General features: G+C 48.1%; 18 protein-coding genes and 1 pseudogene. 4 read left to right on the plus strand and 15 right to left on the minus strand.

The genetic code is table 11. From position 1 onward, the window contains the following. The 5 genes and pseudogenes from B8880_RS11265 to B8880_RS11285 form a co-directional block, all read right to left on the minus strand. Nucleotides 1-137 (minus strand): annotated as a pseudogene (locus B8880_RS11265) (IS200/IS605 family transposase); the annotation flags it as partial. 279 nt (nt 138-416) lie between these two features. Continuing rightward, a complete protein-coding gene (gene lpdA / locus B8880_RS11270) occupies nt 417-1,841 on the minus strand; it encodes a dihydrolipoyl dehydrogenase (protein WP_084257694.1) in 1,425 nt (474 codons plus the stop codon). Nucleotides 1,842-1,941: 100 nt separating this feature from the next. Beyond that, nucleotides 1,942-3,837 carry a pyruvate dehydrogenase complex dihydrolipoyllysine-residue acetyltransferase gene (aceF, locus tag B8880_RS11275; protein ID WP_084257695.1) on the minus strand — a complete coding sequence of 632 codons (1,896 nt, stop codon included), beginning with the start codon at nt 3,835-3,837 and terminating at the stop codon, nt 1,942-1,944. 19 nt (nt 3,838-3,856) lie between these two features. Next, nucleotides 3,857-6,520 (minus strand): pyruvate dehydrogenase (acetyl-transferring), homodimeric type, encoded by a 2,664-nt coding sequence (gene aceE, locus B8880_RS11280; RefSeq protein ID WP_084257696.1) that lies wholly within the window; start codon nt 6,518-6,520, stop codon nt 3,857-3,859. A 349-nt stretch (nt 6,521-6,869) separates the two neighbouring features. Beyond that, the gene (locus B8880_RS11285) at nt 6,870-8,117 is read right to left on the minus strand and encodes a YadA-like family protein (protein ID WP_084257697.1); all 1,248 of its coding nucleotides are present in this window, start codon (nt 8,115-8,117) and stop codon (nt 6,870-6,872) included. Between the two features lie 644 nt (nt 8,118-8,761). On the opposite strand from B8880_RS11285, the gene B8880_RS11290 reads away from it, so the two are divergent. From B8880_RS11290 to rimO, 3 genes are all read left to right on the plus strand, one after another. Beyond that, on the plus strand, nt 8,762-9,436 hold the full coding sequence (locus B8880_RS11290; protein WP_084257698.1) for a LuxR C-terminal-related transcriptional regulator: 675 nt from the start codon (nt 8,762-8,764) through the stop codon (nt 9,434-9,436). Nucleotides 9,437-9,864: 428 nt separating this feature from the next. Next, the gene (locus B8880_RS14325; RefSeq protein WP_143933442.1) at nt 9,865-10,116 is read left to right on the plus strand and encodes a hypothetical protein; all 252 of its coding nucleotides are present in this window, start codon (nt 9,865-9,867) and stop codon (nt 10,114-10,116) included. A 120-nt stretch (nt 10,117-10,236) separates the two neighbouring features. Next, nucleotides 10,237-11,571, plus strand: a complete 1,335-nt coding sequence (gene rimO / locus B8880_RS11300) for a 30S ribosomal protein S12 methylthiotransferase RimO (RefSeq protein WP_084257700.1) — start codon at nt 10,237-10,239, stop codon at nt 11,569-11,571. 81 nt (nt 11,572-11,652) lie between these two features. On the opposite strand, the gene hpt is transcribed toward rimO, so the two are convergent. Further along, nucleotides 11,653-12,195: a hypoxanthine phosphoribosyltransferase gene (gene hpt / locus B8880_RS11305; RefSeq protein ID WP_084257701.1), complete on the minus strand. Its 543-nt coding sequence runs from the start codon at nt 12,193-12,195 to the stop codon at nt 11,653-11,655. Between the two features lie 265 nt (nt 12,196-12,460). Next, nucleotides 12,461-13,816 (minus strand): metalloprotease PmbA, encoded by a 1,356-nt coding sequence (pmbA, locus tag B8880_RS11315; protein WP_084257703.1) that lies wholly within the window; start codon nt 13,814-13,816, stop codon nt 12,461-12,463. Between the two features lie 133 nt (nt 13,817-13,949). Between pmbA and yjgA the strand changes: the two genes are divergently transcribed. After that, nucleotides 13,950-14,501, plus strand: coding sequence for a ribosome biogenesis factor YjgA (gene yjgA / locus B8880_RS11320; protein ID WP_084257704.1), 552 nt, complete (start codon nt 13,950-13,952; stop codon nt 14,499-14,501). Between the two features lie 81 nt (nt 14,502-14,582). Here the strand turns inward: yjgA and recR are convergent, their stop codons facing one another. The 8 genes from recR to aroC form a co-directional block, all read right to left on the minus strand. Next, nucleotides 14,583-15,185, minus strand: coding sequence for a recombination mediator RecR (recR, locus tag B8880_RS11325; protein ID WP_084257705.1), 603 nt, complete (start codon nt 15,183-15,185; stop codon nt 14,583-14,585). 220 nt (nt 15,186-15,405) lie between these two features. After that, complete coding sequence (locus B8880_RS11330; RefSeq protein ID WP_084257706.1) at nt 15,406-15,735, minus strand: YbaB/EbfC family nucleoid-associated protein; 330 nt, start codon at nt 15,733-15,735, stop codon at nt 15,406-15,408. Nucleotides 15,736-15,827: 92 nt separating this feature from the next. Beyond that, the gene (gene dnaX / locus B8880_RS11335; protein ID WP_084257707.1) at nt 15,828-18,266 is read right to left on the minus strand and encodes a DNA polymerase III subunit gamma/tau; all 2,439 of its coding nucleotides are present in this window, start codon (nt 18,264-18,266) and stop codon (nt 15,828-15,830) included. Between the two features lie 46 nt (nt 18,267-18,312). Then, nucleotides 18,313-18,855 carry an adenine phosphoribosyltransferase gene (apt, locus tag B8880_RS11340; protein ID WP_084257708.1) on the minus strand — a complete coding sequence of 181 codons (543 nt, stop codon included), beginning with the start codon at nt 18,853-18,855 and terminating at the stop codon, nt 18,313-18,315. Between the two features lie 100 nt (nt 18,856-18,955). Beyond that, nucleotides 18,956-19,900 carry a lauroyl-Kdo(2)-lipid IV(A) myristoyltransferase gene (gene lpxM / locus B8880_RS11345; RefSeq protein WP_084257709.1) on the minus strand — a complete coding sequence of 315 codons (945 nt, stop codon included), beginning with the start codon at nt 19,898-19,900 and terminating at the stop codon, nt 18,956-18,958. Continuing rightward, entirely contained in the window at nt 19,897-20,661 is a 765-nt protein-coding gene (locus tag B8880_RS11350; protein ID WP_084257710.1) for a TSUP family transporter, read from the minus strand. The genes lpxM and B8880_RS11350 overlap by 4 nt, the downstream gene beginning before the upstream one ends. A 7-nt stretch (nt 20,662-20,668) precedes the next feature. Next, a complete protein-coding gene (gene mepA / locus B8880_RS11355) occupies nt 20,669-21,505 on the minus strand; it encodes a penicillin-insensitive murein endopeptidase (RefSeq protein ID WP_084257711.1) in 837 nt (278 codons plus the stop codon). A gap of 12 nt (nt 21,506-21,517) precedes the next feature. Continuing rightward, entirely contained in the window at nt 21,518-22,642 is a 1,125-nt protein-coding gene (aroC, locus tag B8880_RS11360) for a chorismate synthase (protein WP_084257712.1), read from the minus strand.

Here is a 22,642-nt window from a genome sequence, read left to right on the forward strand (position 1 = left end):
CTTAATATGCTGCCTATATCCATTCGTAATTTCCCATAAATCGCTTTTCGTCTCAATTTTGGGATAAAGACTATGTGATACTTACAGTTCCATCTTGTGTGTGATAGACTCGAATCGTCATTGGACTTACTTGCCATTGACATATCCTCCTATATCTTGAATTTTGGTTGTCAGCCTTGTTCATTATATCGGAGGATTTTTTCTTTTCATCGCTTAAGCTCTTTGATTCCATACGCATAGCGTATGGTTTTTATAGGCAGTCTTCGTCTGCCTATAACAAGATAAAGTGCGGTCAGACCGCACTTTTTCCATTATAGCCAGACAAGCATAGTAGACAACGTCTAGCTATAACGAAAAAGCCTCTTCCCATGACGAAAGAGGCTTAGTTATTTCAGCAGGTTGTTGGCACTGACAACCTATTTTTTCTTCTTCGCTTTCGCATTCGGCAAGTCGGTGATCGTGCCTTCGAACACTTCCGCTGCCAAGCCGACCGATTCATGCAAGGTCGGGTGGGCGTGAATGGTCAGCGCTAAATCTTCCGCATCGCAACCCATTTCGATTGCCAAGCCGATTTCGCCCAACAACTCGCCGCCGTTAGTACCGACGATTGCGCCACCGATAACACGGTGCGAATCTTTATCAAAAATCAGTTTGGTCATACCGTCGGAACAGTCGGAAGCAATCGCACGACCGGAAGCCGCCCATGGGAAAGTGGCGGTTTCGTAGTTGATGCCTTCGGCTTTACACTCTTTCTCGGTTTTGCCGACCCATGCCACTTCCGGCTCAGTGTAGGCAATTGACGGAATCACTTTCGGATCGAAATAGTGTTTTTTACCTGCGATCACTTCGGCGGCAACATGCCCTTCGTGTACGCCTTTGTGCGCCAACATCGGTTGTCCGACCACATCACCGATCGCGAAAATATGATCCACATTGGTGCGCATTTGCTTATCGGTACGGATAAAGCCGCGTTCGTCCACTTCCACTCCGGCAACACCTGCATCAATCAATTTGCCGTTCGGCGTACGCCCGATTGCCACCAACACCGCATCATAACGGCGGGTTTCATTGGCAGCTTTGCCTTCCATTGAAACATAAATACCGTCTTCCTTGGCTTCCACCGCAGTCACTTTGGTTTCAAGCAACAGATTGAATTTCTTCTCGATACGTTTGGTATAAATTTTAACAATATCTTTATCCGCCGCCGGAATCACTTGATTAAACATTTCGACTACGTCGATTTTCGAACCGAGCGCATGATAAACGGTTCCCATTTCCAGCCCGATGATACCGCCGCCCATGATTAACAAATTTTCAGGTACGGTTTTCAATTTCAACGCATCAGTTGAATCCCAAATACGCGGATCTTCATGCGGAATAAACGGTAACTGAATCGGGCGTGAACCGGCTGCAATAATGGCGTTATCGAATTTGACCGTAACATCGCCTTCTTCTCCGGCTACAATCAGCGAGTTTGCACTGGAAAACTTACCGTAACCGTTGACAACCTGCACTTTGCGCATTTTCGCCATGCCCGCCAAGCCGCCAGTCAGTTGGTTAATGACTTTTTCTTTCCAACCGCGGATTTTTTCCACATCGGTACTCGGCTCGCCGAAAACAATACCGTGTTCTGCCAACGCTTTGGCTTCTTCGATCACTTTAGCAACGTGCAATAACGCTTTAGACGGGATACAACCCACATTCAAACAAACCCCGCCCAGTGTGGAATAACGTTCAACGATAACGGTATCCAGTCCCAAGTCGGCACAACGGAATGCAGCGGAGTAACCGGCAGGACCAGCCCCTAATACCACAACTTGCGTTTTAATCTCTTTACTCATGATAACCTCTTTTATTGGTTGAGTGCGCAAACCGCACTTTACACGAATTCAATCACGCCTCTCTTGCTTTTATCAATTTACAGAGAGGCGAAAATAGGGCTTACATCACCAAGCGGCGTAAATCAGACAATACGCCGTTAATAAAGGTGACGAATCGCGCGCCGTCTGCGCCGTCAATCACACGGTGGTCATAGGACAATGACAACGGTAACATCAAGCGAGGGGTAAAGTCTTTGCCGTTCCATACCGGTGTCATTTCCGATTTGGATACGCCCAAGATCGCCACTTCCGGCGCATTCACGATTGGCGTAAAGTGTGTGCCGCCGATACCGCCTAGGCTGGAAATGGTGAAGCAACCGCCTTGCATATCGGACGCGGTCAGTTTACCGGCACGGGCTTTTTTCGAGATTTCCGCTAATTCACGGGATAATTCGATAATGCCTTTTTTATTTACGTCTTTAAACACCGGTACGACTAAGCCGTTCGGCGTATCCACCGCCACCCCGATATTGATGTATTTTTTCAGGGTTAAACGTTGCGCGTCTTCCGAAATCGAGCTGTTGAAACGCGGATAGGCTTCCAGCGCTTTGGCAGCGGCTTTCATGATAAACACTAACGGCGTGATTTTCACATCCAGTTTTTGTTTTTCCGCCAGTACGTTTTGTTCTTTACGGAACGCTTCCAGATCGGTGATGTCCGCTTTGTCCCATTGGGTCACATGCGGGATCATCACCCAGTTGCGGTGCAGGTTCGCTCCGGAGATTTTCTGGATACGACCCAATTCCACTTCTTCGGTTTCGCCGAATTTGCTGAAATCGACTTTCGGCCAAGGTAATAAACCTAAGCCTGCACCTGCCGGCGCTGCACCGGCGCTTGCAGGTACAGAACCCGATTCAACCAGTTTAATTGCATTTTTAACATAGGCTTGCACGTCTTCTTTCAGGATACGGCCTTTACGCCCTGTGCCTTTAACTTTATCCAAATTAACACCGAATTCGCGCGCCAAACGGCGAACCACCGGTGTGGCATGGGCAAAGACCGCACTTGCGGTCACATCTTGTTGTGAAGCCGCTGCTTGTGCTGCTACTGGTGCAGGTGCACTTTCCGCTTTTGCCGATGCAGTCTCAGGCGCTGCTGCCGCTGCTTGGGCTGGAGCTGCGCCTGCGACTTCAAAGCGCATGATTAACGAGCCGGTAGAGACTTTATCGCCGGACTTAACCAAAATCTCTTTCAGTACACCGGCGAACGGTGCCGGCACTTCCATTGACGCTTTGTCGCCTTCCACGGTAATCAGCGATTGTTCTTCGGCAATGTTATCGCCGACACTGACCATGATTTCCGTGACGTTGACTTCGTCGCCACCAATATCCGGCACATTCACGTCAACGATTGACGGCGCAGCATTGGCTGCTGGCGCTGGCGCAACCGCACTTTCAGTCGCAGGCGCAGCGCCGGATGCGGTTTCAAAACGCATAATCAGTGAACCGGTCGACACTTTATCACCGGAAACCACTAAAATTTCTTTTACTACGCCGGCGAACGGGGCAGGTACTTCCATCGAGGCTTTATCGCCCTCTACGGTCAATAACGACTGTTCTTCACTGACGCTGTCGCCCACTTTTACCATGATTTCGGTGACGTTGACTTCATCACCGCCGATATCCGGCACAGTAACGTCCACAACCGCACTTGCCGCCGCCGGTGCTGCCGCTACAGTGTCAGTTTTGGCCGTTTCCGCAGCTTGCGCTTCAGGTGCAGCCGCTGCCGCACCCTCGAATACCATCATCGGCGAGCCGGTGGACACTTTGTCACCGACTTTAACCAAAATCTCTTTTACCACACCGCTTTCAGGAGACGGAACTTCCATCGAAGCCTTGTCGCCTTCCACGTTAATCAAACTTTGTTCAACCTCAACGTTATCGCCAACGCTGACCATAATCTCGGTTACCGTGACTTCATCACTACCGATATCCGGTACTTGAATTTGTTTAGACATAATATTTCCTTTCTAACGATTAAGCATATAGCGGGTTAATTTTGTCTGCGTCAATGCCGTATTTCTTGATAGCATCAGCAACTGCTTTAGTGTCAACCACACCTTGTTTCGCTAATTCGGTTAATGCCGCAACCACGATATATTGCGCATTCACTTCAAAGTGTTCACGCAGGTTTTCACGGCTGTCGGAACGGCCGAAACCGTCGGTACCCAACACGCGGTAGCTTTGCGCCGGAATAAACGGACGCACTTGTTCGGCAAACAGCTTCATGTAATCGGTTGCCGCCACAGTCGGCGCATCATTCATCACTTGTGCGATATAAGGCACACGCGCTTGTTCGGTCGGGTGCAATAGGTTCCAACGATCCGCATCGGCACCGTCACGCGCCACTTCGGTGAAAGAGGTCACGCTGTACACATCGGAGGTTACGCCGTATTCATCGGCCAATAACTTCGCCGCTTCACGCACATAACGCAGAATCGCCCCCGAACCCAGCAACTGCACTTTGCCTTTGCCTTGACCGGTCACGGTTTCAAATTTGTAGATACCTTTGCGGATACCCTCTTCCGCCCCTTTCGGCATTGCCGGTTGGTCATAAGTTTCATTCAGAGTGGTGATGTAGTAATACACGTTCTCTTGTTCAGGGCCATACATACGACGTACGCCGTCTTGCATAATCACCGCGACTTCATAGGCGAACGCCGGATCGTAAGAGATACAGTTCGGAATAGTCAAAGACTGAATGTGGCTATGTCCGTCTTCATGTTGTAAGCCTTCGCCGTTCAGCGTGGTACGGCCGGAGGTTCCGCCGATCATAAAGCCGCGCGCTTGTTGGTCGCCCGCCGCCCACATCAAGTCGCCGACACGTTGGAAACCGAACATCGAATAGTAAACGAAGAACGGAATCATCGGTACATTGTTGGTGCTGTAAGACGTTGCCGCCGCTAACCAAGAAGAGGTTGCGCCCAGTTCATTGATCCCTTCCTGCAATACTTGACCGTCAATCGCTTCACGGTAATAAGCGACTTGCTCTCTGTCTTGCGGAGTATAGTTTTGACCATGCGGATTGTAGATCCCGATTTGACGGAATAAGCCTTCCATCCCGAACGTACGCGCTTCGTCGGCTAAAATCGGGACAATGTGTTTGCCAACCGATTTATTTTTCAACAATACATTTAATGAACGGACAAACGCCATGGTGGTGGAAATCGGGCGGGCTTGCGCTTCAAACAGTTGCGAAAACTCTTCCAGTTCAGGCACTTGCAACTCGGTGGTGAAACGCGGAGAACGGGTCGGCAAATAGCCTTTCAACGCTTTGCGGTGTTCATGCAGGTATTTGTACTCTTCCGAACCTTCTTCAAATTTAATATACGGCAGTTTTTCTACTTCTTCATCGCTCAACTCGATAGAGAATTGATCGCGCACATGACGCACACCGGACATATCCATTTTCTTCACTTGGTGGGCAATGTTTTTGCCTTCCGCCGCGTCACCCATACCGTAGCCTTTAATGGTTTTCACCAATAATACCACCGGTTTGCCTTTCACTTGTTTGGCTTTGTTAAAGGCGGCGAACACTTTGATCGGATCGTGACCGCCACGGTTCAACGCCCAAATTTCATCATCGGTCATATCCGCCACCAACGCTTCGGTTTCAGGGTAACGTCCGAAGAAGTGTTTACGCACATAAGCGCCGTCTTTGGATTTAAAGGTTTGATAATCGCCGTCAACCACTTCGGTCATCAATTGCAACAATTTACCGGTGGTATCACGTTGTAACAAACGATCCCAACGACGACCCCAAATCACTTTAATCACTTCCCAACCGGCGCCGAGGAACAGGCTTTCCAGCTCTTGGATAATTTTGCCGTTACCGGTTACCGGCCCGTCCAAGCGTTGCAGATTACAGTTGATCACGAACACCAAGTTATCCAACTTCTCACGCGCCGCAAACGAGATCGCACCGCGCGATTCCACTTCGTCCATTTCTCCGTCGCCCAAGAACGCATAAACGGTTTGATCCGCCGTATCCTTCAAACCACGGTTGTGTAAATATTTCAGGAAACGTGCCTGATAAATCGAGTTAATCGGCCCCAAGCCCATGGAAACGGTCGGGAACTGCCAGAATTCCGGCATTAATTTCGGGTGAGGATAAGAGGACAAGCCTTTTCCGTGTACTTCTTGGCGGAAATTATCCAATTGTTCTTCGCTTAAACGCCCTTCAAGGAACGCACGCGAATAGATCCCCGGGGAAATATGTCCTTGGAAGAACACTAAGTCGCCGCCGTCTTTTTCGGTTGCGGCTTTAAAGAAGTGGTTGAAGCAGACTTCATAAATGGTGGCGGAAGATTGGAAAGACGCCATATGACCGCCCAATTCCAAATCTTTTTTCGACGCACGCAACACCATCATCATCGCATTCCAACGAATCGCACCGCGAATTCTTCTTTCTAAATCCAAATTTCCCGGGTAATTCGGTTCTTCACTGGTTGGAATCGTATTAATGTAGTCGGTGCTAATCCCTGTCGGTAACGCAACACTGTTTGCCCTGGCACGTTGCATTAATTGCTCGATAATAAACTGAGCGCGCTCTACGCCCTCTTCACGGATAACAGAGTCAATGGCCAACAACCAATCATTAGTTTCCACTGCATCCACGTCATTCTTAACCATATCGGACATGGTAATTTCCTTTTGTTGATTAAAAAACACTCGAAGTCGGCTTTAAATCACCGAATTCCCCAGAAGTTATGTAAGTGATTAAAAAGAAAAGCATTTTAAAACGCATTGCACATCTTTAGAAATTTGTAATCAAAATGCTAAAAATTATCACAACTAATATAGCCTAAAATGAGGCAAATATTAATCCTTAACTGTAAAATATATCATCATTCTTCAACTTTTCCTGCAAAACTACTAGAATGAGTTGATACTTTAATCAATTTTACCTCAATTTGTAGCCGACAAACGACAAAAGCCCACTATTAAAAATAGTGGGCTTGAGCACGCAAAGTGCGGTTTCAGCCGGCAATTACCATCGGTAGCCTACGCCGGCATTGGCACCGTAATTGCTGCCGGCATTAACTGCCCCGACTTTAAATAACCATTTGCCGTTGCCGGACGCGTGTGAGAAGCCGATTGCCACACCGTTTTCGCTTCTCCAGTTGCCGGCACCAAAAGCAACCACGCTTTCATTCGGCAAGACCGCTTGCGGGATTGCGGCGACTGCCAAAGCTGCGGCAATCCCTTGCTGTGCTTTTTTATCTACTTGTGCCACTTTCTTATCCAGCGATTTCAGCTGGACATCATGGCCGTTCACTTGCGTTGTCAAGGCTGCCACCCTTCCCTTTGCTTCATCAAGTTGTTGATTCAACGTCGCCGCAACACTCTCAAGTTTGGTATTGGTCACTTTGACACTTTCACCCAGTGCCGCAAATTTCTTACCGTTTTCTTGCTGCACCGCTTGATGAGTGCTTTTCAAGCCCTCGAACGCAGCTGTAACCGTGTTAACTTTTTCATCGGTCTCAACAATTTTTTTATCCGCCTCAGCAATTTTTGTGTTGGTATCGGCAATATTCTTATCTGTGCTCTGCGCCAGCTCTTGTATCACGCTGCCGACTCTTTCGAAACCATCTTTAGTTGCCTTGTCGTTGGTAACGAAATTATTATGCACCGCTTCAAATCCTTTGCGTACCTCTTCAAATTTACTATCATTGTCATCGGCACGTTTCCCCAGCTCATCAATCTCCTGCTTGTTAGCCTCTGCATTCTTTTTCAGCGATTCGACGTTTGAATCGGTCGTTGCCAAATCGGTCTTAACTTTCGACAAATTTTGATTGGTTTGAAACAACTGTCCAGTGTTGACCGCCTGATTGCCGTTCTCTTTCAATTCACCGGCTTTCAGATTGTGAATCCTGACAGCACCTTTGTCTACTACATCGCTTTCTTTGCCGATCAAAGTTACATCATCGGTGGCAACAAACTGATTTTCATCACGATTATTTGTATTATCCGCATTGGTGTAACGAAGTGGTGAGCCTGCCGCTTCAATTTCAATCAATATATCTGAATCAGTCTCCATAATATTCACCAGAGTCGTATCTTCATTACTGGAGTATACATGGATCTTTTTATAATCATCATTACTGCCTTTCAGACTAAATTCTTTATCATCATCTGCAGCTATCCCTACCCCGAACTTAATATCCTGCGCATACGCACCGGAAGACAACGCGCCGAGTACCAGACAGGAAGTAAATAGTTTTTTAAAGTTTTGCATGCTAGCCACCCTTTATTGTTAGTTAATAAATGTTATATTGATTAATGTCACGAAAATAGCAGTGAACTGATAAATTCGTTTGATATAAAAACTCAAAAAAAGCGACATTATTAAAGCACAATAGGATATTTTGAGTATATCGCCAAATATTGTGATTTTACCCTCAAGCCTAATTAACTAACGTATCAAAAAATTTCCCACCTTCTTCATTCATCATAAGGATCACCTCCAAAATGTATGAATACACTGTCTTTAATCGCACTCAAAATAAAAAATACAAAAATCAATAAAACAAACAATATAGATAACCATATTAAAATTTTCATTTTCCACCAAATAGATTGACTTAAAGATGAATAATTAAAACATAGTTTAAAATATGGCATATATAACAAAAACCTGTGATTTAAGGATTGTTTACAAAAATAGAAATTAAAAAACATTGAATGGCTTTATATTGTATTTAAACGGAAATATCTTATCTTTAAAGAAGCATCAACAATATAAAACCAAAAGATATAATGAATTCTTGTGATAGTCACCCTGAGTTAATTAATGTATCATTCCCGACCTCATAAACGCATAATGAAATCATTTCATTTGCCTTATCTGATCTGATCCCCAAAAGTTGTTAGGATAAAACCATGTTGAATTTACCCACACCGGTTCTGGTTGTAGAAAGTGATGCTTGTATACGACAACGGTTACATGCCGTGCTGCTTAATCTCGGCTATAAATCTTCCGATTTAATCTTCACTCATTCCGTCAGCGCCGCCATCGACATCAACTTAAAGAATATTGGATTTGCCATCATTGATTTGGATCAGCCTGACGGCAACGGTTTAACCATTATTGATGCATTGAATGAAGCCAATCCGGAACAATCCGTTTTAGCACTTTCTTCTTGCCACAACGAAACCACCGTTATCAACGCCCTGCAAGCCGGCGTAACCGCTTATATCTTGAAAGAGAGGGAAGATTTTGAACTGTTGAGTGCCATTCGTAACGTACTGCGCGGCGGTTTGGTGATCGATCCGTTTATTACCCGACAGATTATTAATCTGCTGCCGAGTCAGGATAAAGCCGATACTGTCGATAATACCGATGCAAAATTAGAAAATGAGCACGTTTCTCTGACGGTGCGTGAAAATGAAATTATGCAACATCTTGCCAATGGTCTAAGCAATCAAGAAATAGCCGATCATCTCTATTTATCGCGCTATACCATTGAAACCCATATCCGGCATATATACCGAAAATTAATCGTTTGCAACCGCACCAAAGCCATCAGCAAAGCAAGAAAAATAGGATTGATATAACCATGACATTGCTGCTATCTATAATTAATCTATTTTCGACTTATTATCTTTTGCTGATAAATATCGGAATTTTGATTTGTTTGATACTGCTTTGCTTATTTTGTTACTTTCACTATAAAAAAGAACAATATTTTCTATGGTGCGGATTATCTGCTATTTTTTGGATCGTGTTTATTAGCGCAACGCCCATTTATGCCGAACAATTATTTTATAACGACACTCCACTCTCTAACCTTAACCAAATAATACTCACGGCATTTATTATTTTTTTTAATCTGTTTAACCTTACTTTCAGCGCCCAACCATTTATTAAAGCAGAACAAAGCGCTGTTTACGTTATCAACTTACTTATCCTGTTATTATGGTTGATACCGTACTTTTCGCTCAGCCTGTTATTTGGATTCGCCGCATACATGGCGGTGTTATTAATGCTGAACCACATCATGAATATGCTAATCTGTAAATCAAGCCATTCATTGCGTCTGGCTCTCTTATTAATGCTCGGCTTAACACTGGGTTTGATAGAATTTTTCAAATATTTGGGCTTGATTTACTATCAAACTTCACTCATTTTACCAATCTCACTGTTGTTCAGCCTTGGGTTGAGCGTGATGATGTTGGTCGATCTGCGCCAAGCGCGCAAATCCGCAATAAACGCTCACTGGCAAGCACACCGATAATCCAACTGGTCTTTTGCTTTTAAATTTTATACAATCTGCACGATTTTATACTTGTTCAAGCGCCAGTAGCTTATCCTCGGCGCGCTTGAACTTTTTATTTTTGAAATGTTGAGAAATGATATGAATACACCCAATATCGGCTTTTTAAGTTTAGGTTGCCCGAAAAACCTGGTCGACTCCGAACGGATTTTAACCGAATTACGCACCGACGGCTATAATATCGTGCCCAGCTATGAAAACGCCGACTTGGTGATCGTCAACACCTGCGGCTTTATCGATAGTGCGGTTCAAGAATCGCTGGAAGCGATCGGCGAAGCCCTCACCGAAAACGGCAAAGTGATCGTCACCGGCTGTCTGGGCGCCAAAGAAGATCAGATCCGCCAAGTACACCCCAAAGTGCTGGAAGTCAGTGGTCCGCATAGCTATGAAACTGTGTTAAAACAAGTACATAAATATGTGCCGAAACCGGAATACAATCCGTATATCAACCTTGTGCCGAAACAAGGGGTGAAACTGACGCCGAAACACTACGCCTATCTGAAAATTTCCGAAGGCTGCGATCACCGCTGCACCTTCTGTATCATTCCGTCGATGCGCGGTGATTTGGACAGTCGCCCAATCGGCAATGTGCTGGACGAAGCGAAGCGCTTGGCAGACGCCGGCGTGAAAGAACTATTGGTGGTTTCGCAAGACACTTCGGCTTATACCTTGGATAAAACCAAAGCCGACAAAAGCAAAACCGCGTTCTGGAACGGCATGCCGATCAAAAACGATCTGCTGTCGTTATGCGAACAGCTTGCCAAACTGGGAATCTGGGTGCGCCTGCATTATATCTATCCGTATCCGCACGTCGATAAATTGATTCCGCTGATGGCGGAAGGCAAAATTTTGCCGTATCTGGATATTCCGCTGCAACACGCCAGCCCGAAAATTCTAAAAGCGATGAAACGCCCCGGCTCGATTGACCGCACTTTGGAGCGGATCAAAAACTGGCGCAAAATTTGCCCCGACCTGACCCTGCGTTCGACTTTTATCGTCGGTTTTCCGGGGGAAACGGAAGAAGATTTTCAATTATTATTGGATTTTCTGCAAGAAGCGCAACTGGATCGGGTCGGCTGTTTCAAATTCAGTCCGGTTGACGGCGCTGTCGCCACCGAGATGGCGGATCAAATACCGGAGGAAGTGAAAGAAGAACGCTTCCACCGTTTTATGCAGCTGCAACAGCACATTTCCGCACAACGGCTGCAACAAAAAATCGGCAAAACTCTCGCCGTGATTATCGATGAAATCGACGAACAAGGGATTATCGGCCGCTCAATGGCAGACGCACCGGAAATCGACGGTTTGGTTTATTTGGACAATCCGCAACAAAGTGCGGTTAAGATCGGCGACATCGTGCAAGCTACCATTCACAACGCCGATGAATATGATTTATGGGGAGAGATTATCGATTAAGTAAAAACCGCACTTTGCTCCGCTCAAATAAAAAACGGCAGATGTTAACTGCCGTTTTTTATTTGAGCGTTAAATATCGCTTTACTCTTCTTCCAACACCACTTTGCCGATATAGCCCAAATTGCGGTATTGTTGCGCATAGTCAATGCCGAAGCCGACCACAAATTCGTCCGGAATGGCGAAACCAACCCAATCGACCGGCACTTCCACTTCACGGCGTGACGGTTTGTCCAACAAAGTACAAATGGTCAGTGAAGCCGGTTCGCGCAACAATAGAATTTGGCGGACTTTGTCCAGCGTATAACCGGTGTCGATGATGTCTTCGACAATTAAAACGTGCTTGCCTTTAATGTCGCCGTCCAAATCTTTGGAGATTTTAACATCGTGGTTGGAATACATGCCCGAACCGTAGCTGGTGGTGGTCATAAAATCAATTTCGGTCGGCAAATCAATGTTTCTGACCAAGTCGGCAAGGAACATAAACGAGCCTTTGAGCAAACCGACCGCCACCAATTTATCAGCGCCGTTATGCTGATAAAAACGGCTGATTTCAGCGCCCAATTCTTGTATGCGCGATGTGGTTTCTTGCGTGCTGATCAGGGTTTCGACATGATGTTTTTTCATTGTATTACCTTGTGGTCTGTAGCCTTGTTTATTCAAGTGGATTATCGTCGCTATAATAGCATATTGAAAATAATTATTTGCAGAAAAAACAAAGGCTGGAGCAAGCTCCAGCCAGTGACCCTAACGAATTTACTTTTTACTCTACATCTGCTCGACTGCTATCACAATCTATGCGGACTTTTCGCTGCACTCCTGCAACTGGCAATCATCATAACAGGTTATCTTTTCATGTCAATGATAATTATTCTTATTTCTAAAAAATAATTTAATTGCCGGAAATTTTCATTTCGTCGAGCAGAATCGAACCGGTTTGAATATTGGAGCGCTGTTCGATATCATCGGCCACCGCTACCATATTGCGCAACATCGTTTGCAACTGTCCGGCAATGGTGATTTCATGCACCGGATACTGAATCACGCCGTTTTCCACCCAAAAACCGGCAGCGCCTTGCGAATAATCGCCGGTAACTAAATTAACGCCGTTGCCCATCACATCGGTCACCAACAATCCCGTTCCCATCTGTTTTAACAACGCCGCCAAACCGCCTTTGGCGCTGGCTTTCACCAGCCAGTTATGAATCCCACCGGCGTGTCCGGTGCTTTGCATGCCCAATTTTTTGGCGCTGTAAGTGGTCAACAGATAGGTCTGCAAAATCCCGTTTTTGATGATCTCGCGCGCTTGGGTTTTCACCCCTTCGCTGTCAAACGGTGATGATGCCAAGCGCCCTTGCAAGTGCGGTTGTTCGTTGATTTCAAACCACGACGGCAAAATTTGGCAACCCAATTTATCCAATAAAAAACTGGATTTGCGATAAATACTGCTGCCGCTTGCCGCCCCGACCAATGAGCCGATTAAACCGGTCGCCACATCATTCAAAAAGACCACCGGTGCGGTTTGGGTGGCTAATTTCTGTGCCGACAGCCGAGCTACGGTTTTTTCGGCGCAGTGCTGCCCGACCCATTGCGGCGACTCCAATTCCTGAAAGCGGCGGGAAACGGTATATTCGTAATCCCGTTCCATCTGCTGATCGGCGGCGGCAATCACACTGCAAGACAGCGAATAGCGGCTGGAAAGATAGCTGTTCAACACCCCTTCGCTATTGCCGTAAACCCGAATGCCACTGTGCGCATTAAAGCTCGCGCCTTCGCTGTTGACGATACGCGAATCTGCGGCCAACGCTTGCGACTCGCTTTCCAACGCCAACGCAACCGCACTATCCACATCAATTTCATAAGGGTGATACAGATCCAAATCCGGCGGATCAAATGCTAACAGGGCTTTTTCCGGTAAGCCGTTAAACGGATCTTCCGAAGTATATTTGGCAATGCTCAACGCTGCTTCGACCGCACTTTTTACTGCTTGCTGCGATAGATCCGATGTCGAGGCATTGCCCTTGCGCTGCCCGAGATAGACCGAAATACCCAATGCACCGTCATTATTAAATTCAATATTTTCAATCTGTTGCAAACGGGTAGACACCGACAGCCCCGCGCTTTTGGTCGCTCCGACTTGCGCCTGCGCACCGGCTTGCTGCGCCAGCTTGAGCGCAAACTCAGCGGCGGCAAGCAATTCGCTCTGCTGCTGTTTTAATAAATCCTGACTTTCATATTGTTGTGTCATCTTGTTGTTATCCATACTTTTATGAAAATTTAAGCGCTAATTCTACCCTACTTTTCGCGGTAATTCTCAAATTATGCAATGTTATGCTATGATTAGCGCTAATTTTGAACCGGAAACCCGATTATAGACGATTATGAACAAACACCCTGAACATGATATTGATTTTTTAGATGACCATTTACAAGACGAAGAACAAGAAGAAATTATCTGGGTCAGCAAAAGCGAAATTAAACGCGACGCCGAAGCACTGAAAAAATTCGGCGCTAAACTGGTGGCGCTGACGCCAGCAAACTTGGAAAAAATACCGTTGAGCGAAAAACTGGCCGATGCCATCGAGCTGGCACAACGTTCGCAACGGGGAGCATTGCGCCGTCAGTTGCAATATATCGGCAAGCTGCTGCGCAACACCGATGTCGAGCCGCTGCAAGAAGCGCTGGACAAGCTGGAAAACAAGCACAACCAGCAGCAGGCGGTGTTCCACCGTTTGGAACACTTGCGTGATCAACTGCTGGAAAGCGATAGCAACAGCGTGCTGTCGCAACTGATTGCACAATATCCGGATTTGGATATTCAACATCTGCGTAATTTGATCCGCGGCGCACAAAAAGAGCGCGCGGCACAAAAACCACCGAAATTTTACCGTGAAATTTTCCAGTATTTAAAAGAATTGGAAACCAGCGAGTAAAACAAAATACATTACCGTCGTGACTATTTACTCGGAAATAGTAAAGGCATAGCAGACAAAATCCTGACCGGTAAAGTGCGGTTATTTTACTTCCCTGCGTCCTAAAAACGAATGGGATAAGGTGGTGCCGTCGACATTTTCCAGCTCGCCGCCCACCGGAATGCCGTGTGCAATACGAGTGACGTTGATGTCGTATTGGCGGCAGAGTTCGGCAATATAATTGGCGGTGGCATCGCCCTCGACCGTCGGATTGGTGGCTAAAATCACTTCTTCAAACGCCTCTTGCTGCAAGCGCTGTTGTAGCAGATCCAAACCGATATCGCGCGGTCCGATTCCGTCCAACGGCGACAAATGCCCCATTAACACGAAATAGCGGCCGGAATATTGCCCTGTCATTTCAAGCGCTTGGATATCCGACGGCATTTCTACCACGCATAATTGACGGTTCTGCTGGCGGCGGGGATTTTTGCAAATCGCGCAGCTCTCCTCTTCGGTGAACGTGCGACACTGGCTGCAATGCCCGATTTTACTCATCGCCTCCTGCAAGGCTTGCGCCAAATTGATGCCGCCGCTGCGGTTGCGCTGCAACAGGTGGTACGCCATGCGCTGTGCGGATTTCGGCCCGACGCCGGGCAAACAGCGCAGCGCTTCCATTAAGTGCTCCAATAATGGACTGATTTGCATAACTCTATCTCTTAATAAACTAAACCGCACTTGAAGTGCGGTTCCAAGATTAAAATACACTATCTTGATTACAAAAGTAGAGGCGGATTAACTATCCGCCCGTTTACGAAGTACGATATAAGCATTGAATTGATAGTGAAAAAATATAAAGTGCGGTGCGGACGGATGTTGATCCGCCCCTACTTGCCTACTTGCCTTTTATCAACAATCTAAGCCGCCATTAAAACGGCATTTTAAATCCCGGCGGCAATTGCATACCGGAAGTGACGGACGCCATTTTCTCTTTCTGCAGTTCTTCCGCGCGGCGTACCGCATCGTTAAACGCCGCCGCAACCAAATCTTCCAACATCTCTTTGTCGTCTTCCATCAGCGACGGATCAATCTCGATACGACGGCAGTTGTGTGCGCCGTTGACGGTCACTTTCACCAAACCGGCGCCGGATTCGCCGGTCACTTCCAGTTTCGCCACTTCTTCCTGCATTTGCTGCATACGCTCCTGCATTTGCTGCGCCTGCTTCATTAAGTTGCCTAAACCGCCTTTTCCAAACATAATCTACTCTCTTTTCTGTCAATAAGAATGGTTAATCAAAATCAGGCGGTCATTCTAGCGTAAATTTATCCGCCTGCAAATAGCTACCCTCGTTATCCTACCGCGCGGATACTGTCCAAATCCAGCACCGCATCAAACTCCTGCTGTAACAATGCCAACTGCGGATCGTGCTGCAGCGCTTGTTTGGCTTGTTCGCCCAATTCCAAATAGACTTGACGGCGTTGTTCCAACGGTGTCAAACGGCTGCGATCGGCTTCGATTTGAATCTCCAACCGCACTTGGCGTTGATAAAACTCGCTGAGCTGCTGCGCCAGCGGCTTAATATAACGTTCGTTATTTAAATTGGACTGCTCCGGCCGCAAGCCCAGCACCACCACTTTTTCATCTTGCCGATTGTCATCTTCCTGCAACAACAGCGAATTCAGCCCAAGCTGTTTCACCATGCCGCTCACACTCAATTTTTCAATCATATCCGACCAGTGATCACGCTCAGCGCTGAGTTTTAACACTTTCGCCACCAGCTCGGGCGTTCGCTCCTGCAAAATCGCCTGTTTGATATCCGACGGACGCAAGCGGTTATCGGCGGTCTGCTCCAGCTCCGGATTAGACCATTGCCAGTGGTAATCTTCGCCGATAACATCGCTGATTGCCTCGCTGTCATCGTCGTCTTTCAATTCATCCGCATTCGGCAACGGTTCGGCTTGGATCGGCGTTTGAACATGCTTATTGCGGTTACCGACCGCACTTTGCTGATCGGTACTGATCCGGTTCAAGCGCTCCATGATTTCCAACGACTTTTCTTTCAACGGCATACTGCGATTGTCGGCAAGTGCGGTTTCCGCTTTATCGTTTTGACTGGCGGATGAAGGCTGTGGCGTTAGTTTAGGGCTTTTTTTTTGAGTGGTTTGGCGCAATTTATCTCTGGCACGCAAGGCTTTCAATGCCGCCGACTCGCCTGTGGCGGCGTTTTCTGCGCTTGTCGTTTCTGTACTTGCTGTTTCTGCGTTTGCCGTTCTTGCACTTGCCATTGCGGTGATTTGCGGCTCTGCTGTTGCTGCAATCGCTTCCACTTCGACCTGCTCTGCTGCTGGGTCGACTACGCCCATTTCAGCTACGCTGATTTCAGGATTCTCGGCTAGGCTGTCAAGCCGTTCAAATTGGGTTGCGTGAGGCATGACTGATTGAGCCGTCACTGTGGCAGATTCGGCAACCGTACTTTGCTGCGCCGTCAGCGGCGGCTGCGCTGTCGTCAGTTGTTCTGCCGTTCGTTGCTCTACTGCCCGTTGCTCTACTGTCCGTTGCAGCGTGGTCTGCTGCGGCGCTGTTTCCGCTTGATTTAAGGTTTGGCGCAGTTGATCCACATGCTGACGGGCATTCTCGGCACTGTTTTTGATTTTACTGTGATTGCCAGCGCTATCCTGCGGACTGTGCTGCTCCGCACTTTTCTCCCAGTGCAGCAGTTTCGGGTGAAACGCCAGCGCACGCAGCATGGTCATTTCGACACCGCTGCGTTGATCCGGCGCATACGGCAGCTCTTTACGTCCGACCAGCATTAATTGGTAATAATATTGCACGTCTTCCGGCGGTAAATTGCGTGCCAAAAAGTCAATCCGATCCTCTGTATCCGCACTCGGTTTCAACAGTTGGCGCATGGCGATTTGGTGCAAATGCGTGGCGATTTCCTGTAGCAACTGATCCCATTCCACACCTTTTTCCGCCACCTGCCGCACCGCTTTCATGATGGCTTCGCCGTCGGCGAGCTGCAAGGCCTGAATAATATCCAGCGCCTGTTCGCTGTCGAGCGTGCCCAACATGTGATGTACAATCTCGGCGGTGATATTGCCTTTACTCACCGCAATTGCCTGATCGGTCAAGCTCAAAGAGTCACGGATACTGCCTTTTGCCGCTTTGGCGATGTAATCCAACGCATTGCGCTGATACGGAATATCTTCCTGTTGTAGAATCATTTCCAAATGATCGGCAATCTGCACCGGTTCCAGCGCTTTTAAATGAAACTGGATACAACGCGATAAAATGGTGATCGGCAGTTTGTGCGGATCAGTGGTTGCCAAAAGAAATTTGACATATTCCGGCGGCTCTTCCAATGTTTTCAACAACGCATTAAAACTGTGGCGTGACAGCATGTGCACTTCATCGATCAGATAGATTTTGTAGCGCCCTTGCACCGGTTTGTACTGCACGTTGTCCAGCAGTTCACGAGTGTCCTCTACCTTGGTGCGCGAAGCGGCGTCGATCTCCAACAGGTCGATAAAACGGCCTTCTTCAATCGCCCGACAATTTTCACATTCGCCGCACGGTTCGGCGGTCACGCCGTGTTCGCAATTCAGCCCTTTGGCAAACAGACGGGCAATCGAGGTTTTGCCCACGCCGCGTGTTCCGGAAAACAGATAGGCGTGGTGCAGCCGATTGCTCTCCAATCCGTTGGCAAGTGCGGTCAGAACATGTTCTTGTCCCACCACTTGAGAAAACCGCTGCGGTCGCCATTTTCTGGCGAGAACCTGATAACTCATCTGTTTTTTCTACTTTTGGTTGTGATCGATGGATAAAACGTCAGAATTAATGCCCGTCAAAACTGACCAGATGGTAGCTGTCGATACCGGATTTTTGCAGTCGTTCTGCGCCGCCCAACTCCGGCAGGCTGATGATAAACGCCGCATTTTCCACTCTGCCGCCCAAACGGCGGATCAATTTCACGGTGGCTTCCACTGTACCGCCGGTTGCCAGTAAATCGTCGATAATCAGCACGTTATCGTCGGCGTTGATCGCGTCGATATGAATTTCGAGCGTATCTTCGCCGTATTCCAACTGGTAATTTTGCGCAATGGTTTCGCGCGGCAATTTGCGTGGCTTGCGCACCAGCACAAACGGCAAACCCAACGCCAACGCCACCGGCGCACCGAAAATAAAACCGCGTGATTCGGTTCCGACCACTTTGGTAATGCCTTTATCTTTGTAATGTGCGGTAATTAAATCAACCGTTGCCTGAAACGCTGCCGGGACTTCGAGCAGGCTGGTGATGTCACGAAAAATAATGCCTTTTTTCGGATAATCCGGAATAGACTTGATCGAAGATTTAACTAACTCTAATGTTTGGCTCATATTTTAAACCTGAATAAAGAAGATAACGCTGCCGCCGACAAAACGGCAGCCTGATAAGCTGTAAAGGATAGCAAAACTCGCCCCTGCTGCAAATCCTTTCTTACGGCATTTTATAAATATCCTGCCCGTCCTTGCGGGTTTTCAGCAGGCGCAAAATCCAAACGTACTGTTCCGGCGTTGCCGTGACGTAAGATTCGATCTCTTGGTTCATCAAGCGAGCCATCTCTTCATCATCGTCGCTCAACGGCATCGGCGGATGAATATCCAACTGATATTTACCGATTGTGGCGTTATAGCGCGGAAACATCGGAATCACCACCGCTTTCGCCACTTTTGCCATTTTATTCAAGCCGGGCAACGTCGCTTTGTAAGTGGCGAAAAAATCGGCGTAAACACTCAGCTCGGCGCCGTAGTCTTCATCGGGCAGATAGTAGCCCAATTCGCCGCGCCGCACGGTATTTAAAAACGGTTTAATCCCGTTTTGACGGGCGTGCATTTTGCCGCCGAAGCGTTCGCGCGTGCGGTTCCACAGCCAATCGACCAACGGATTGCGGTGCGGATTATACATTGCCGTCATCGGCATTCCTTGCGTGTGCAGAATGATGCCGGACGCATCGATAGCCCAAGTATGCGGCACTAGTAAAATCACATTTTTGCCGTCGGCTCTGGCTTGGCGGATATGTTCGATCCCCAAAAATTCGGTGCGTTGCTGCAAATGTTCGGACGAACGCACCGCCACTTCGCCGATCGCCAACATCACTTGGGTAACGGTGACGAACATCTCGTCGATCACCCGCTCTTTTTGCTCATCGCTCCAATGCGGGAAGCAGTGGTTCAGATTCACTCTGGCACGGTGACGCTGTTTTTTCGCTTTCTTGGCAATAACTTTACCTAGACGGGCAGCCAACGCGTCACGCCAGCGGTAAGGCACATAAGCCAATAACAGCAATCCGAAAATACCTAACCAAACGCCCCAATATTGCGGCAACAGATAACGCCAGGAAAAGTGCGGTTCATAGCCGACTTGCGCAGTCACTCTCGTCATGCAAACCACCCGTAATCAAACGCCAATTTGCTCGCCATAATAAACGCCACTGCCACGACCATCGGACGAATCAATTTTTGTCCTTTGGTCAGCACCATTTTTGCGCCCATTCTGGCACCGATAAATTGCCCGACCAACATCACCAATCCCAACGTCCACGCGACTTGCCCGCCAATTAAAAAGAATAGCAACGAGGCAATATTCGAAGTGAAATTCAACACTTTCGCATGTGCAGTCGCTTTGGCTAAATTGAAGCCGAGCAACATCACAAATGCCAAGCCCAAAAACGAACCGGTGCCGGGCCCGAAAAAGCCGTCGTAAAAACCGATACCGAAACCGGCGGTCAAGGCAAAGCCCAAATATGACATGCGGGTTTGCTTATCGCTTTCGCCCAATTTCGGCGTCAGTAAAAAATAGATGCCGATGGCAAAGATCAGGAACGGCAGAATTTTTTTCAAGAAATCAATATTGATCTGCTGAACTAAAATTGTTCCCAGTACCGCGCCGATAAAGGTCAACACAATCAGCCAGAAAATCTGGTTTAAATTAACCGCTTTCTGCCGGATAAAATACCAGCTGGCGGAAAACGAGCCGCCGCAAGACTGTAATTTGTTGGTGCCGAGCGCCATTGTCGGCGGCATGCCGGTTGCCAACAACGCCGGAATGGTAATCAGACCGCCGCCGCCGGCAATTGCATCAATAAAACCGGCGATCAAGGCGACGGCAAACAGTAACAAGTAAATTTCAAAGGTGAGTTCCACGTTAATATTATCCTTTGCCCTGCTGCGACAAAATCATTTGGCACAACTGTGGTAACGGTGGTGGGGTTTTCGGTGTCGAAGGCGTCGAGCCCGGTTTCGGCGGCTCGAACCAAGACATCAATTCGGCGCCGCAGCCTTCCCCTGCCGGTATCGGGGCTTGCGCTTCGCAATGGCTCGCCCCTTGCGGACAGGTTAACCGCACATGCAAATGGGCATCATGTCCGAACCACGGGCGGATTTTGCGCAGCCAAGTGCGGTCGCCCTGCACCGTTTGGCACAGTTTTAATTTGATCGCCGGATTGAGAAAAATCCGATCCACTTTCGGGTCTTGCGCTGCCAGTCGAATCAAGGTGGTTTGATCATTGCTCCACACATTTTCATCGACCCGCTGCGCCTTGCGGTTGACCATCAGTGTTGCGGTCGGCGTCAGCGCCTGCTGGTCGCTCAACGGGCCGAAACGCAGCCAAATATCGGCGTCCAATCCGGTTTGATGACTGGCATGTCCGCTGGAAAAACGCCCGCCTGCCGCCATGCCCATATCGCCGACCAACACATTTTTTAATCCGGATTGCTTGGCTTTTTTACCCAAACGCTGCAAATACGCCAATAATTCCGGATGGCCGTAGTAACGGTTTTTTTGCGCACGAATCACTTGGTAGCCCTCGCCACGCAACGGCAACGGCTGCGCGCCGATAATACAACCGTTGCTGTAGCCGCCGACCGGATTCGGTTCGCCTTGAATCGGCGTTTTGATCTGTTCCCACGGCGAAGCAAGTGCGGTTTGGCTTGCGCCAAAACTGAAAAACGCCAGTAACAAGCCTGTTAATAAAGGTCTCTTTAGCATGTTGCTTCCTTCTTACTTTATTCCGTTTTGAGCCATTCCGTTTTGAGCCATTCCGTTTTGCGCCATTCCGTTTTGAGCACGGTGCCGTAACAGGTGATCCAACAGCACAATCGCCACCATCGCTTCCGCAATCGGCACGGCACGGATTCCCACGCACGGATCGTGTCTGCCGCGCGTGACCACTTCCACCGCTTCGTTGTTCAGATTCACGCTTTTACCCGCAATCGTAATACTCGACGTCGGTTTTAAGGCAATATGCGCCACAATCGGTTGTCCGCTGCTGATGCCGCCCAAAATACCGCCGGCGTGATTGGAACTGAACCCTTGCGGCGTCATTTCGTCACGGTGCTCGCTGCCTTTCTGCTCAACCACCGCAAAACCGTCGCCGATTTCCACGCCTTTTACCGCATTAATCCCCATTAACGCATGCGCCAAATCCGCATCCAAACGGTCAAACACCGGCTCGCCCAAACCGACCGGCACATTTTCCGCGATAACGGTCAATTTTGCGCCGATTGAATTGCCTTCTTTTTTCAGTTCACGGATCAATTCGTCAAATTTTTCTACCGCACTTTGATCGGGACAGAAAAACGGATTACTGTTAACCTGCTGCCAGTCGATTTGATCCAACGGCTGCGGCGCAATTTTAACCGTGCCGATCTGGCTTAAAAAACCGCGTACTTCCACTCCGAACTGCTCGCGCAGATATTTTTTCGCCACCGCACCGGCGGCAACGCGCATCGCGGTTTCACGGGCGGAAGAACGGCCGCCGCCGCGATAATCACGCACGCCGTATTTTTGCTGATAGGTATAATCGGCATGCCCCGGACGGAAACGATCTTTGATTTCGCTGTAATCCTGCGAACGTTGATCGCCGTTTTTGATAATCATGCCAATACTGGTACCGGTGGTTTTGCCTTCAAATACGCCCGACAAAATTTGCACTTCATCATCTTCGCGCCGTGGCGTGGTGTAACGCGAGGTTCCCGGCTTACGGCGATCCAAATCGGGTTGAATATCCGCTTCGCTCAGTGCCATATCCGGCGGCACGCCGTCAATGATACAACCCAAAGCGATACCGTGCGATTCACCGAAAGTGGTGACTCTGAACACTTGTCCGATACTATTTCCTGCCAT

Origin of the sequence: Pasteurella testudinis DSM 23072 (assembly GCF_900176075.1) — a bacterium.
In the GTDB taxonomy this organism is placed as follows: Bacteria; Pseudomonadota; Gammaproteobacteria; order Enterobacterales; family Pasteurellaceae; genus Chelonobacter; species Chelonobacter testudinis.

Excerpts from the sequence above, each read along its gene's own strand:
- aceE (WP_084257696.1), bottom strand. The coding sequence starts at position 6,520 with ATGTCCGATATGGTTAAGAATGACGTGGATGCAGTGGAAACTAATGAT.
- aroC (WP_084257712.1), bottom strand. The coding sequence starts at position 22,642 with ATGGCAGGAAATAGTATCGGACAAGTGTTCAGAGTCACCACTTTCGGT.
- B8880_RS11290 (WP_084257698.1), top strand. The coding sequence starts at position 8,762 with ATGTTGAATTTACCCACACCGGTTCTGGTTGTAGAAAGTGATGCTTGT.
- recR (WP_084257705.1), bottom strand. The coding sequence starts at position 15,185 with ATGCAAATCAGTCCATTATTGGAGCACTTAATGGAAGCGCTGCGCTGT.
- dnaX (WP_084257707.1), bottom strand. The coding sequence starts at position 18,266 with ATGAGTTATCAGGTTCTCGCCAGAAAATGGCGACCGCAGCGGTTTTCT.
- lpxM (WP_084257709.1), bottom strand. The coding sequence starts at position 19,900 with ATGACGAGAGTGACTGCGCAAGTCGGCTATGAACCGCACTTTTCCTGG.
- B8880_RS11330 (WP_084257706.1), bottom strand. The coding sequence starts at position 15,735 with ATGTTTGGAAAAGGCGGTTTAGGCAACTTAATGAAGCAGGCGCAGCAA.
- yjgA (WP_084257704.1), top strand. The coding sequence starts at position 13,950 with ATGAACAAACACCCTGAACATGATATTGATTTTTTAGATGACCATTTA.
- mepA (WP_084257711.1), bottom strand. The coding sequence starts at position 21,505 with ATGCTAAAGAGACCTTTATTAACAGGCTTGTTACTGGCGTTTTTCAGT.
- aceF (WP_084257695.1), bottom strand. The coding sequence starts at position 3,837 with ATGTCTAAACAAATTCAAGTACCGGATATCGGTAGTGATGAAGTCACG.
- B8880_RS14325 (WP_143933442.1), top strand. The coding sequence starts at position 9,865 with ATGCTGAACCACATCATGAATATGCTAATCTGTAAATCAAGCCATTCA.
- hpt (WP_084257701.1), bottom strand. The coding sequence starts at position 12,195 with ATGAAAAAACATCATGTCGAAACCCTGATCAGCACGCAAGAAACCACA.
- rimO (WP_084257700.1), top strand. The coding sequence starts at position 10,237 with ATGAATACACCCAATATCGGCTTTTTAAGTTTAGGTTGCCCGAAAAAC.
- lpdA (WP_084257694.1), bottom strand. The coding sequence starts at position 1,841 with ATGAGTAAAGAGATTAAAACGCAAGTTGTGGTATTAGGGGCTGGTCCT.
- B8880_RS11285 (WP_084257697.1), bottom strand. The coding sequence starts at position 8,117 with ATGCAAAACTTTAAAAAACTATTTACTTCCTGTCTGGTACTCGGCGCG.
- apt (WP_084257708.1), bottom strand. The coding sequence starts at position 18,855 with ATGAGCCAAACATTAGAGTTAGTTAAATCTTCGATCAAGTCTATTCCG.
- pmbA (WP_084257703.1), bottom strand. The coding sequence starts at position 13,816 with ATGACACAACAATATGAAAGTCAGGATTTATTAAAACAGCAGCAGAGC.